At 71.6% G+C, this 12,022-nt stretch carries 10 protein-coding genes; 3 read left to right on the forward strand and 7 right to left on the reverse strand.

The genetic code is table 11. The annotated features are described in order from the left end of the window. Positions 1-8 precede the first annotated feature (8 nt). From DEJ08_RS01075 to ppk2, 6 genes are all read right to left on the reverse strand, one after another. A complete protein-coding gene (locus DEJ08_RS01075; protein ID WP_111054764.1) occupies positions 9-1,730 on the reverse strand; it encodes an allophanate hydrolase in 1,722 nt (573 codons plus the stop codon). Further along, the gene (gene uca, locus DEJ08_RS01080; protein ID WP_502869446.1) at positions 1,727-5,428 is read right to left on the reverse strand and encodes an urea carboxylase; all 3,702 of its coding nucleotides are present in this window, start codon (positions 5,426-5,428) and stop codon (positions 1,727-1,729) included. Before uca ends, DEJ08_RS01075 begins: the two co-directional genes overlap by 4 nt. Then, the gene (locus tag DEJ08_RS01085) at positions 5,425-6,129 is read right to left on the reverse strand and encodes an urea amidolyase associated protein UAAP2 (protein ID WP_111054765.1); all 705 of its coding nucleotides are present in this window, start codon (positions 6,127-6,129) and stop codon (positions 5,425-5,427) included. Before DEJ08_RS01085 ends, uca begins: the two co-directional genes overlap by 4 nt. Beyond that, the gene (locus tag DEJ08_RS01090) at positions 6,129-6,968 is read right to left on the reverse strand and encodes an urea amidolyase associated protein UAAP1 (RefSeq protein ID WP_071404759.1); all 840 of its coding nucleotides are present in this window, start codon (positions 6,966-6,968) and stop codon (positions 6,129-6,131) included. Before DEJ08_RS01090 ends, DEJ08_RS01085 begins: the two co-directional genes overlap by 1 nt. 15 nt (positions 6,969-6,983) lie before the next feature. Continuing rightward, the gene (locus DEJ08_RS01095) at positions 6,984-8,612 is read right to left on the reverse strand and encodes an APC family permease (protein WP_110863544.1); all 1,629 of its coding nucleotides are present in this window, start codon (positions 8,610-8,612) and stop codon (positions 6,984-6,986) included. Positions 8,613-8,803: 191 nt separating this feature from the next. Further along, a complete protein-coding gene (ppk2, locus tag DEJ08_RS01100; RefSeq protein WP_027467245.1) occupies positions 8,804-9,712 on the reverse strand; it encodes a polyphosphate kinase 2 in 909 nt (302 codons plus the stop codon). Positions 9,713-9,889: 177 nt separating this feature from the next. Between ppk2 and DEJ08_RS01105 the strand changes: the two genes are divergently transcribed. Further along, on the forward strand, positions 9,890-10,249 hold the full coding sequence (locus DEJ08_RS01105) for a UBP-type zinc finger domain-containing protein (RefSeq protein ID WP_071404761.1): 360 nt from the start codon (positions 9,890-9,892) through the stop codon (positions 10,247-10,249). Between the two features lie 18 nt (positions 10,250-10,267). On the opposite strand, the gene msrA is transcribed toward DEJ08_RS01105, so the two are convergent. Further along, entirely contained in the window at positions 10,268-10,789 is a 522-nt protein-coding gene (gene msrA / locus DEJ08_RS01110; protein WP_071404762.1) for a peptide-methionine (S)-S-oxide reductase MsrA, read from the reverse strand. Between the two features lie 182 nt (positions 10,790-10,971). Between msrA and DEJ08_RS01115 the strand changes: the two genes are divergently transcribed. After that, on the forward strand, positions 10,972-11,343 hold the full coding sequence (locus DEJ08_RS01115) for a hypothetical protein (protein WP_111054766.1): 372 nt from the start codon (positions 10,972-10,974) through the stop codon (positions 11,341-11,343). 43 nt (positions 11,344-11,386) lie between these two features. Further along, positions 11,387-11,974: a HEAT repeat domain-containing protein gene (locus DEJ08_RS01120; protein ID WP_111054767.1), complete on the forward strand. Its 588-nt coding sequence runs from the start codon at positions 11,387-11,389 to the stop codon at positions 11,972-11,974. The last annotated feature ends 48 nt before the right edge of the window (positions 11,975-12,022 follow it).

Consider the following 12,022-nt stretch of genomic DNA (forward strand, 5'->3'; position numbering starts at 1 on the left):
GGTGTCCGTCACGACTGCTCCCGGTACGCGCGCCAGCCGCCGTGGTCGGTGATGTCCTCGGCCCCCTCGACCGCGAACGGCTCGACCAGGAACCCGGTGACCTCGGTGCCGTCGTCGAGCGCCACGGTGCCGATCGCCATCGGTGCCGGCAGGGCTGCGACGAAGGTGCCGAAGCCGGCGGCGGGCAGACGCCAGACCTCCCCGACGATGCCCGAGCCCGGTGCAGCTGCGCCGGGCGCGACCGGACCCACGCGGACCAGCCCGGGCTTGGGCGGCACCGTGTTGAGTGCGTACAGCCGGTAGTCGGACGCGGTGCGGGCCTCCCGGACGAACGATCCGCCGGACGCGACCAGCTGTCCGTTCAGGGGTTGCCCGCGCAGGTGCGCCCCGACGACCAGCAGGTCGACGGTCGGAGCGGCGAACGCGGCCGCCAACGCCGCCAGGCGCCGGTCGCTGAACGCCGGACCGGTGAGCATGACGCCGAACGGCAGGCCGTCGACGAAGCCGGCGGGCGCGGCGAGCGAGGCCATGTCGAGCAGGTTCGCGAAGTTCGTGTACCGACCCATCCGGCTGTTCGCGCCGATCGGGTCGGCCGCGACCTGCTCGAGCGTCGGGTGCCACGTCGTCGTCGGGGTGAGCAGGGCGGTCGTGCCCTCGAGCGCGGCGCGACCCGCTGCCCCGAACGCGTCGAGCCGTTCCTGGTCGGCGAAGAGCTCCGCGGCGGTCGGTCGTGCGCCACCGAGCACGATCGCGGCGACCGACGGGTCGAGGTCGGCACCGACCTCGTCGCGGTGGGCCTCGATGTGGGCGCCGACGGCCGCGTACCGCTCGGCGACGAACGCGCCGTCGTAGAGCAGCGACGCGGCATCGAGCAGCGGTGCGATGTCGACCTCGACCACCTGGTGTCCGAGCGCACGGAACCGGTCGACGGCCGCGGCGAACGCCTCGGCCCAGCCGGGTGCGAGTCCCTCGAGCTGCGACGGCAGCGGCACCGCGATGCGCGGGACGGCGGGCAGGTCGGCGAGGGCGAGGTCGGGCCGCGCGAGCGGGTCGACGCCGTCCGGACCGGCCATCAGCTCTGCCGCCGTGCGCGCCAGGTCGAGCGACCGGGCGAACACCGTGACGCAGTCCTGCGAGCGGCAGGCGGGGGCGACGCCCGTGTTCGGCACGAGCCCCTTCGTCGGCTTCACCCCGACCAGGTTGCCGAGCGCGGCGGGTACCCGGCCGGACCCGGCGGTGTCGGTGCCGAGCGCGAAGTCCACGATGCCCAGGGCGACCGCCGTGGCGGAACCACTCGACGACCCGCCGGAGATCCGCGTCGGGTCCCAGGCGTTCCGGACCGCACCGAACGGCGAGCGGGTGCCGACCAGGCCGGTGGCGAACTGGTCGAGGTTCGTCTTGCCGACGACGACCGCTCCGGCGGCGCGGAGCCGGGCGACGGCGGTGGCGTCGGCGGCGGGGTCGTGGGCGTAGGAGCGGGCGGCTGCGGTGGTGGGCAGGCCGGCGACGTCGATGTTGTCCTTCACGGCGAACAGCAGGCCGGCCAGGGGCAGCGTCGGGTCGACGACTTCGGCCTCGGCCAGCACGTCGGCGCGGTCGCGCAGGGTGATCCAGACCTCGGGCCGGTCGACAGCGTCGATGCGGGCGAAGGCGTCGCGGACGCGGGCGGCGGCAGTGGCGGTCGCGGTGGCGGCGGTCCCGCCGGCGCTCGCCGCGCTCGTCCCGCTCACGCTGCCGCTCCGATCGCGGCGAGGACCTGGCCCGGCGCGACCTGGTCGCCCGGCTTGATGTACACCTCGAGCACGTGGCCCGGCACCGGTGCGTGCACCATCGACTCCATCTTCATCGCCTCCACGGCCAGCAGCTTCTGCCCCTCGTCCACGCGGTCACCCGGGCGGACGTCCACCTGCCACACGGTCGAGGTGAAGGGGGCGTACACGGCGGTCGACCCCTCGGGCACGGTCACGGCGTCGGCCACCACGGCGGCCGGTTCGTCACGGACGTCGAACTCGCCCGATGCCCGCCACCGCTCCTTCTCCTCGCCGAACGCCTGCGCCTGCTGCGCCCGGAAGTCGGCGATGGACCCGGCGTTGTCGGCCAGGAACCGGTTGTACGACGCGATCGAGAACTCGCCCTCGACGGTCTCGAACGAGCCCCGTCCGGCGTCCGTCTCGGCGCGCAGCTCGAGCAGCTCGTCGGCACCGACCGGGTACCACTCGATCCGGTCGAAGAACCGCAGCGCCCACGGGTTCTCCTGGAACAGCCCGCCCCGGCGGAACCGGTTCCAGATCTGCACCGTGCGGCCGACGAACTGGTAGCCGCCGGGACCCTCCATGCCGTAGATGCACAGGTACGCGCCACCGATGCCGACGGAGTTCTCGGCGGTCCAGGTGCGGGCCGGGTTGTACTTCGTCGTGACCAGGCGGTGCCGGGGGTCGAGCGGGGTCGCGACCGGGGCGCCGAGGTACACGTCGCCCAGGCCGAGCACCAGGTAGCTCGCGTCGAACACGGTGCGGAAGACGTCGTCGACGCTCTCGAGCCCGTTGATGCGACGGATGAACTCGATGTTCCACGGCGTCCACGGGGCGTCGTTCCGGACGCCGTTCATGTACCGCTCGATCGCCAGCCGGGTGGCCGGGTCGTCCCACGACAGCGGCAGCTTCACGGTGCGCGACGGCACGACGAGCTGGTCGGTCGGCGGGATCTCGTCCTCGAGTTCGCGGAGCAGCCCCGCCACGTCGCGCGCCTTGAGCACGGACGCGTCGGTGTGCACCTGCAGCGAGCGGATGCCCGGCGTGATGTCGAGGATCCCCTTCGGCGTGTGCTCCTGCAGCTTCGTCATGAGCGCGTGCACGCGCATCCGCAGCGCGATGTCGAGGGTCATGTCGCCGTACTCGACGAGCACGTTGTCGTCGCCGTCGCGTCGGTACGCGACGCTCGGCCGCACGTCGGTCGCGTCCAGGCGGGCGATCACGCCGTCGTCGCCGTCGCCTCCGGTGCGCGGCACCGTCCTGGAGGCCCGGTGCGCGTCGAGCGCGGCGGCGTCGGCTTCGCGGACGGGGACGAACCGGACCGTGTCACCCGGTCGGAGCTGGCCCAGCTTCCACAGGTCGCCGCTGGCGACCACGGCGGGGCAGACGAAGCCGCCGAGCGACGGCCCGTCCGGTCCGAGGATGATCGGGGTGTCCCCGGTGAAGTCGATCGCACCGACCGCGTAGGGGGTGTCGTGGATGTTCGACGGGTGCAGACCGGCCTCGCCGCCGTCGGTCCGCGCCCACTCCGGCCGCGGCCCGATGAGCCGGATGCCGGTGCGTGCCGAGTTGTGGTGCACGGCGTAGTCGGTGGCGTAGAAGACGTCGAGGTCGGCGCGGGTGAAGAAGTCCGGTGCGGCGTGCGGCCCCTCGGTGACGGCGATCTCCCACGCGTCGGTCAGCGCGGTGCGGCGGTCGGCCGGGGTCGGACCGCCCACCAGGCCCAGACGGGTGCCGGACGGGAACGCCGGGTGCGGGGCGTCCGAGTCCGGGGATCCCGGGCGCAGGACGTCGCCGGCGAGCAGGGCCCGACCGGCGTGACCGCCGAAGCCACCGAGCGTGAAGGTCGCGGTCGAGCCGAGGTAGGTCGGCACGTCGAAGCCGCCGCGGACCGCCAGGTAGGTGCGGAGGCCCGGACCGGGGGCCGTGCCGATCGCCAGGGTCTGCCCGGCGCCGACCTCGACCGGCTCCCACAGCGCCACGGGTTCGCCGTCGAGGGTGACCGGCGCCGGCGCACCCGTGAGCGCGACCACCGCGGCGGCCGAGAACCGGAGCGTCGGGCCGGTGGCGGTGACCTCGAGCGCGGGGGCACCGTCCGGGTTGCCCACGGCGCGGTTCGCCTCGGCGAAGGACGCCGCGTCGAACGGGCCGCTCGGCGGGACGCCCACCTGCCAGTACCCGACCCGGCCCGGCAGGTCCTGGATCATCGTCATGGTGCCGGGCGCGACGACGTCGATGCGCGGGTCCGGGTCCTCGGTCGCGTCGAGCGTCGAGGTGGAGTGCGTGGCGGTGCGGAGCTCGAGGTCGTCGGTCAGCGCGCGGAGCAGCCCGGCGTTCGTGACGATGCCGTCGATGCGGGTGGCCGCGAGTCCGTCGCGCAGCAGGTCGAGGGCGTCGTCGCGGGTCTCCCCGGTGGCGATCACCTTGGCGAGCATCGGGTCGTAGAACGCGGACACCTCGGAGCCGGTCTCGACCCAGCCGTCGACGCGGATGCCGGTGCGCTCGCCGGATGCCGTGGTCGCGCTCGGGAACACGGCCTGGGTGACGAGGCCGCTCGAGGGCAGCGAGCCCTTCGCCGGGTCCTCGGCATAGACGCGGGCCTCGACGGCGTGGCCGTTCGGCGTCCAGGTGCGGTCGAACACGTCGGGGTCGATGCCGGCGGCACCGTCGCGGGCCAGGCGGAGCATGAGCTCGACGAGGTCGACGCCGAACACTTCCTCGGTGACCGGGTGCTCGACCTGCAGGCGGGTGTTCACCTCGAGGAACGACGCCTCTTCGCGCACGGGGTCGTAGACGAACTCGACGGTGCCGGCGCTGCGGTACCCGACGCTCTCGGCCAGGCGGCGGGCCGACGAGTGCAGCTCGGCGCGGACGTGCTCGGGGAGCGCCGGTGCCGGGGCCTCCTCGATGACCTTCTGGTTGCGGCGCTGCAGGGAGCAGTCGCGGTCGCCGATCACCGCGACGCGGCCCTCGCCGTCACCGAAGAGCTGGACCTCGACGTGCCGGGCCGGCCGCACGAGTCGTTCGAGGAAGATGCCGGCCGACCCGAAGTTCGCGGTCGCCAGGCGGACGACGCTCGTGTAGGCCTCGCGGACCTCGTCGAGGGTGGAGCACGCCTGCATGCCGATCCCGCCGCCACCCCCGGTGGCCTTGAGCATGACGGGCAGCCCGATGCGCTCGGCCTCGGCCACGGCGTCGTCGACGCTGGCGAGCAGTCCGGTGCCGGCGAGCATCGGGACCCCTGCTGCGGCGGCCAGCTCGCGGGCGGTGTGCTTCGCGCCGAACCGGACGATCTGGTCGGCGGTCGGCCCGACGAACCGGATGCCGGCGTCTTCGCAGGCCTGGGCGAACTCGGTGTTCTCGGACAGGAACCCGTAGCCGGGGTGCACGAGTCCGGCGCCGGTGTCCTTCGCGGCCTGCACCACCGCGTCGATGCGCAGGTAGGAGTCGCGGGCGGGTGCGGGTCCGAGCCGGATGGCGGTGTCGGCCTCGCGGACGTGGGGTGCCGCGCGGTCGGCGTCCGAGTAGACGGCGACGGTGCGCATGCCGAGTGCCTTGGCGGACCGGATGATGCGACGGGCGATCTCACCGCGGTTCGCGACGAGGACGGTGTCGGTGCTGAGGGCAGGGGTCTGGTTCACGGTGGCGGTCCCGGTGGGGTCGGGCGCGGCGGTCACGGCTGGACCACGATCATGCGCAGCGGTGTGCAGGAGAAGTCGTTGCAGGGGTTGTTCATCTGCGGGCAGTTCGAGACGACGACGAGCACGTCCCGCTCGGCCCGGATCGCGACCCGCTTGCCGGGGGCGCTCATGCCGTCGACGATCCCGAGGGCGCCGTCGGCCTCGACCGGCACGTTCATGAACCAGTTGAGGTTCGACACGATGTCGCGGGCACCGAGTCCGTGGCGGCCGGCCTCGGCCAGGAAGTTCTCGCGGCAGCCGTGCTGGTACTGGGTGTGGTGCCCGTACCGCAGGGTGTTCGACTCCTTCGAGCACGCGCCGCCGATGGTGTCCTGCCGGTCGATCTCGTTCGCGACGACGGTCATCAGCGGGCGGCCCTCGTTCGACATCAGGACGGTGCCGGTCCTGACGTACGCGTTGCCCTGTGCGGCGAGGGTGTCCGGCACGCTGTACCGCTCGTCGGGGTCGTGGGCGTCGTAGAGCAGGCAGTCGGCGCTCTGGTTGCCGCCGACGTCGACGATGGTGAGCACCTCGCCGGCGCGGACCACGGCGGACCACGGCGCGAGCGGGGCGACCCGGTCGTCGCGGACCACGGTGCCCGGCACCAGTGACTCGCTCCAGTCGAGGGCGACGTCCGGGTCGTGGACGGCTCCGACCGGGACGGTGGAGGCGGGGGAATGGATCGTCGTGTCGGTCATCACAGGCCTCGGGCTTCCGCGTGGTCGATCGAGTTCAGGTAGGCGCGGGTGAGCTCCGGCGTCGCGGTGAACCGCTCGTCGGCCGCGGTCGTCGGGGCCCCTCGCCAGGCGTGCACCCGCAGTGGTCCGACCAGGTAGTCCGGGCGCGGGTCGATCGGGTGCGCGACGTTCGCGACCAGCACGAGCAGCGGCAGCTCGGCGACGAGCGTGACGTGGGTGCCTGCGCCCGCCGAACCGGTGAAGGTCATCGCCCCCTCGGCGTCGATCCGCACGCCCTGGAAGAACGAGATGCTCGGCGGCAGGTCCCGCTTGGTGAGCCCGTGCTTGGCGGCGGCCTTCGCGAACAGCGACCGACCGCTCGGGGTGCGCCCCTCGGGTGCCGCGTCGCCGTACTTCCGCTCGTTCCAGGCGTCGGTCGAGGTGCCGCAGAACGCGTCGTGGTGCCCCGAGGTGTCCTCGAGCACGGTCGCGAGTGCCCGGCCGTCCCCGCTCAGCAGGGGGGAACCCTGGCCCAGGTACGCCTGCCACGGGATCTTCTGGGTGTCGGCGACGTTGAGCCGCTCCCACGGTTCGAGCGCGTTGAACACCAGGACGTTGGCGCAGGCCTGACCCGTCGGGTCGTCGAACCGCAGCCGTGACCCTCGGGCCAGCACCTTGTGCGTGTACCCGCCCGGCGCCACCGTCTCAGCCCAGACGAGTTCTGCGGGGTCGACGCCCTCGGGGGCGAACGGTGACGACGACGCCGGCAGGTACGGCATGTACTCGGACTGCGAGCCGGCCTGGGCGCGTGCGTCGGACCGGGAGGCGAGCACGCTGTCGGTCTGGTGGAGGTCGCGCATGGGGTTCCTTCCGGATCAGGCTTCGACGGAGGCGGCGGTCGGGCTCGCCGCAGTCGCGGCTGCGGGGACGGGCACCGCCGCGGTGGTGGGCACCTCGGCCAGGGTGATCGGCCCGTGGGTGCGGTGCCGCCAGCTCGACCACGCCCAGCCGACGAGCAGCACGCCGCCGATGAACAGCAGGGCGCTGTACTGCAGCCACCACGAGGTGCCGGTCAGGTCGTAGATCTCCGGCCGGGGCCAGATGAGGTTGATCGCCATGCCGATCTGGAACGCCACGGCCAGGGCGTTGAGCGGGATGCCCCAGCGACCGAGGGTGAACAGCGGCTTGCCGTCCTCGTCCACCCCGGTCGGCAGCCCCGTGCGCCGGAGCTTGATCCGCTGGACCAGCAGCGGCCCGGTGACCCCGAGGTAGGCCAGGTAGAGCATCGCGATGCACAGGCTCGACAGGGCGGTGAAGATCGCGGACTGCCCGATGTTGACGGCGAGGGCCAGCCCGGCGCCGACCCCGACGACGATCGACGCGGCGATCGGGGTGCCGGTGCGGGGCGAGACCCGGGCGAGGGTGCGGTGGAAGGGCAGCGCCTTCTCGCGGGCCATCGAGTAGACCATCCGGGCGCCGGCGGTCTGCACGGCGAGGGTGCAGGCGAAGACGGCGACGGCGACGGTGCAGAGCAGGAGCCGACCGAAGACGTCGCCGAGGGTCGAGGTGATCACCCAGGCGAGACCCTGGGTGGCGAGCTTGCCGTCGGTCAGGCTCGGGGCGGCGACGAGGGCGCCGATGATGAGCAGCCCACCACCGAGGCCGGAGACCGTGAGCGCCCGGACGATCGTCTTCGGGGTGGTCCGGCGCGGGTTGTGGGTCTCCTCCGCGAGCTCACCGGCCGAGTCGAAGCCGACCATCACGTACGCGGCCATCAGCGAGGACGCGAGGAACGCCCACACGTAGGGCTCGGTGCTCGTCGAACCGGCGGTCGTGAACACCACGGAGGCGCTGCGGTGCGGCAGGAGGAACAGGGCGCCGATGAGCACGACCACGCCGATGATCTCGATGAGCACGCCGAAGCTCGTCACGCGGGCCATCAGCCGGACGCTCGTGATGTTCACGATCGTCGTCACGGCGAGCATCACCAGACCGAGGACCACCGCGTTCGCGGCACCGGTCGGCGATGCGACGGACGGGTCCGCGCCCGGACCGCCGACGACCTGGAACCCGTCCCAGATCGCGGGGAGCACGGCCTGCACGGCGATGGCCGCCACCGCGACGGTGAGGATCTGGCCGATGATCATCGTCCAGCCGGTGAACCACCCGAACCGGGCTCCGGCCAGACGGCTCGACCACTGGAAGATCGCGCCGGAGATGGGCCAGCGGGCCGCGAGCTGCGCGAAGTTCAGCGCGACGAGCAGCTGGCCGCCGAAGACGAGCGGCCACGCCCAGAAGAACGCAGCACCGCCCAGCCCGAAGCCGAGTCCGAACAGCTGGAAGACCGTGGTGAGGATCGAGACGAAGGAGAAGCCCGCCGCGAAGGAGGAGAACGAGCCGACCCCGCGGTGGAGTTCCTGCTCGTAGCCGAGGCGGGCGAGCCCCTGGGTGTCGACGTCGGACGTGGCGCGCGGTGCGTGGAGCGGTGCTTGCGGAGAACGCATGACTGCAGACCTTTCGCGGAGTACCTGTCGGGTGACAGGTAGTGCGACAAGTGTCGTGCGGCCCTGTGTCGGCGCCGTTGCCCGTCTGTTTCGAGTGCGTGACGGCAGGCCCCGGCGTGTAAACGTTCCGAGTCGGCGGGCGGATCAGCGGCGGGGGATCACCGGCGAGGGATCACGGGTGAGCGGGGCAATCACTCGACGTCGACGTCCCGCTTGCCGCGGCGGACGATGAGCGGGTCCGGCTTGCCGATGACGTCGGCGGCCTTGTCCGGGTAGTCGAACTGCGTCAGGAAGTACCGCATCGCGTTGAGCCGGGCGCGCTTCTTGTCGTTCGACCGCACGATCGTCCACGGTGCGTAGCGCTTGCTCGTCCGGGTGAACATCGCCGTCTTCGCCTCGGTGTAGTCCTCCCACCGGTCGAGCGACAGCAGGTCGATGTCGGACAGCTTCCACCGTCGCACCGGGTCGAGCTGGCGCATCGCGAACCGGGTTCGCTGCTCGCGCCGGGTCACCGAGAACCAGAACTTCGTCAGGTGGATGCCGGAGTCGACCAGCATCCGCTCGAACTGCGGCACCTGGGTCATGAACGACTCGTACTCGTCGTCGCTGCAGAACCCCATCACCCGTTCGACGCCGGCACGGTTGTACCAGGAGCGGTCGAACAGGACCATCTCACCGGCGGCCGGCAGGTGCTGCACGTACCGCTGGAAGTACCACTCACCGCGCTCGCGCTCGGTCGGCTTGCTCAGCGCGACGACCCGCGAGGTCCGGGGGTTGAGGTGCTCCGTGAACCGCTTGATCGTGCCGCCCTTGCCCGCGGCGTCACGCCCCTCGAAGAGCACGACGACCTTCTGACCGGTGTCCTCGAGCCAGTACTGGCACTTCAGCAGCTCGATCTGCAGCAGGTACTTCTGGTACTCGTACTCGTCCCGCGGCAGGCGCTCCGAGTACGGGTAGTCGTCCTGCCAGGTGAGCACCGGGTTGCCGTGCGGGTCGATCAGCTCCGGGTCGGCCGTCTGACCGTCCGCGACGCTGTACCCCTCGGTCCGCAGCTGTTCGATGTACTCCCGCAACGGCTGCGAGTACGGCGCTGTGTCCACGGTGTCCTCCCTCTGCGAGCCGATCGGCTGTCGGCCCCAGGGCCATCCTGGCCCGGCCACCCGCACGACCGCCCCACGCCTCGCCCTGGACGCGACCCGATGACGGTCTGGAGGCGCGGTGCGGGCCCGCCCCGTGCCTCCCGACCGCATGTGGCCCTTCACAGGCATGATGGGGCCATGACGGACCAGGCCGAGATGATCCACCCCGAGATCGCACCGAGCGGAGACGGGTGCGTCGAGTGCGACGCGACCGGCTCGTGGTGGGTGCACCTGCGCCGCTGCGCGGCGTGCGGCCACGTCGGCTGCTGCGACGACTCCCTCAACACGCACGCGACGCGGCACTGGGAGGAGACCGGGCACGCGGTCATCCAGAGCTACGAGCCCGGCGAGACCTGGGCCTGGGACTACCGCGACGACACCCGCTCCGAGGGGCTCGAGCTCGCAGCCCCCACCAGCCACCCCGTGACGCAGGCAGTCCCCGGGCCGGCGGATCGCCTTCCCGGGGACTGGTTGGAACTGCTCGGCGGATCGCGCTGATCCGCAGCGGTCGTCAGGTCAGACGGCCGCGGTCGCCTCGTCGCGGTGCGGGAGCTTCCAGCCCGGACGCACGAAGTGGCAGGTGTAGCCGTGCGGGTTCTTCTCGAGGTAGTCCTGGTGCTCGTCCTCGGCCTCCCAGAACGGGCCGGCCGCGGTGACCTCGGTGACGACCTTGCCGGGCCAGATGCCCGACGCGTCGACGTCCGCGATGGTGTCGAGCGCGACCTGCTTCTGCTCGTCCGAGGTGAAGAAGATCGCCGAACGGTAGCTGCGACCGATGTCGTTGCCCTGGCGGTCCTTCGTCGACGGGTCGTGGATCTGGAAGAAGAACTCCAGCAGGTCCCGGTACGAGATCTGGGACGGGTCGAAGACGATCTCGACCGACTCGGCGTGGTCGCCGTGGTTGCGGTACGTCGCGTTCGGCACGTCGCCGCCGGAGTAGCCGACGCGGGTGCTGACGATGCCGGGACGACGACGGAGGAGCTGCTGCGCTCCCCAGAAGCATCCGCCGGCGAGGATGGCGGTCTCGGTGGTGGTCATGGTGGCCTCCTGGGCTCTCGTGTCACTGGCTGCGACACCGTGTGGTGCAACCGGCAACAGGGACGATCTGTTCCCGTCGTCAGGTCCGCTGTGGGGCACGGACCCACCCGGGTGTGCGGTCGGTACGACTCGACCCTACGAGTCCGTGCTCCGTGTCACCCCTGCGGTACGGTCAGCCTCACATGAAGCGGTCATCCATCGACGAAGTCCAGCGCCGTCCACGTGGTTGGTGGCTGCTCGGACTCGCGTTCTGTTTCCTCGTGTTCCTCGAGGTGTTCGTGGCGATCGGCTCGCTGCCGGGGATGCTCGCCGCGCAGCTGCTGTACACGCCGTGTGGCTCCGACGAGACGATGCGGTGTTCGTACGCCGTCGGGGAGACCGCGCAGTTCCTCGTACCGCTGGTCGCACTCATCGTCACGATCACGACATGGGTCATCGGAGCATCCGGTGCTCCCACGGTGCGGCGACGGGTAGTGACGCCGGCGACCGGCCTCGTGGTCATCGTCCTGGTCTTCGTGCTCGGCGTCGTCGCGATCAATCTGTCGATCCGATGACGGTCGTGAACCGAACTCGCCGCCCTGCGCTCCCGAGGACCTGATGCCGTTCACTCCAGAAGAAGCCGCCGAGCAGTCGGCGATCCTGGCCGACCTCCGAGCGCTGGGGTACGACTTCTCGAACCTGTCCGCCTTCGCCCAGGCCGGTGTCCGGTACAAGGACGCGGTACCGACGCTGATCGAGTGGCTAGGGAAGGCGCGGACGCCGATGATGCAGCGGGCAGTCGCTCGTACGCTGACGAACCCGTCGGCAAAGGGCGCAGCTATGCCCGCGCTGGTCGAGGCGTTCCGGAACTTCACCGACGAAGCGGGCACGCGCTGGGCGGTGGGGGCCTCGATCGAGACGGCGTACGTGGACACGTACTTCGATGACGTGGCAGCGCTCGCGCTCGATCCTCAGTACGGAGGCGCTCGCCAGATGGTGGCCCTCGCGCTGGGGAAGTCGAAGCGGCCCGAAGCGGTCGACGTCCTCCTGCAGCTGATGGACGACCACGACATCAGCGGGCATGCGGTGTTCGCGTTGAGCAAGCGGCCGAACCCGCGAGCGCGCGAGGCCTTGGAGGAGAAGTTGACCGACGACCGCCCGTGGGTGCGGAAGAAGGCCGCGCTCGGGCTGCGGAAGATCGGGTGATACGGTCAGGCCGCGTGAAGCGGTCGTCCATCCACGACGAGGGTCAGC

The sequence above is a fragment of the Curtobacterium sp. MCLR17_054 genome (genome assembly GCF_003234335.2).
GTDB lineage: Bacteria > Actinomycetota > Actinomycetes > Actinomycetales > Microbacteriaceae > Curtobacterium > Curtobacterium flaccumfaciens.

Bases quoted from the DNA above. Each gene is read 5' to 3' on its own strand.
- DEJ08_RS01085 (WP_111054765.1), bottom strand. From the start codon at position 6,129: ATGACCGACACGACGATCCATTCCCCCGCCTCCACCGTCCCGGTCGGA.
- DEJ08_RS01090 (WP_071404759.1), bottom strand. From the start codon at position 6,968: ATGCGCGACCTCCACCAGACCGACAGCGTGCTCGCCTCCCGGTCCGAC.
- DEJ08_RS01120 (WP_111054767.1), top strand. From the start codon at position 11,387: ATGCCGTTCACTCCAGAAGAAGCCGCCGAGCAGTCGGCGATCCTGGCC.
- DEJ08_RS01095 (WP_110863544.1), bottom strand. From the start codon at position 8,612: ATGCGTTCTCCGCAAGCACCGCTCCACGCACCGCGCGCCACGTCCGAC.
- DEJ08_RS01115 (WP_111054766.1), top strand. From the start codon at position 10,972: ATGAAGCGGTCATCCATCGACGAAGTCCAGCGCCGTCCACGTGGTTGG.
- DEJ08_RS01105 (WP_071404761.1), top strand. From the start codon at position 9,890: ATGACGGACCAGGCCGAGATGATCCACCCCGAGATCGCACCGAGCGGA.
- msrA (WP_071404762.1), bottom strand. From the start codon at position 10,789: ATGACCACCACCGAGACCGCCATCCTCGCCGGCGGATGCTTCTGGGGA.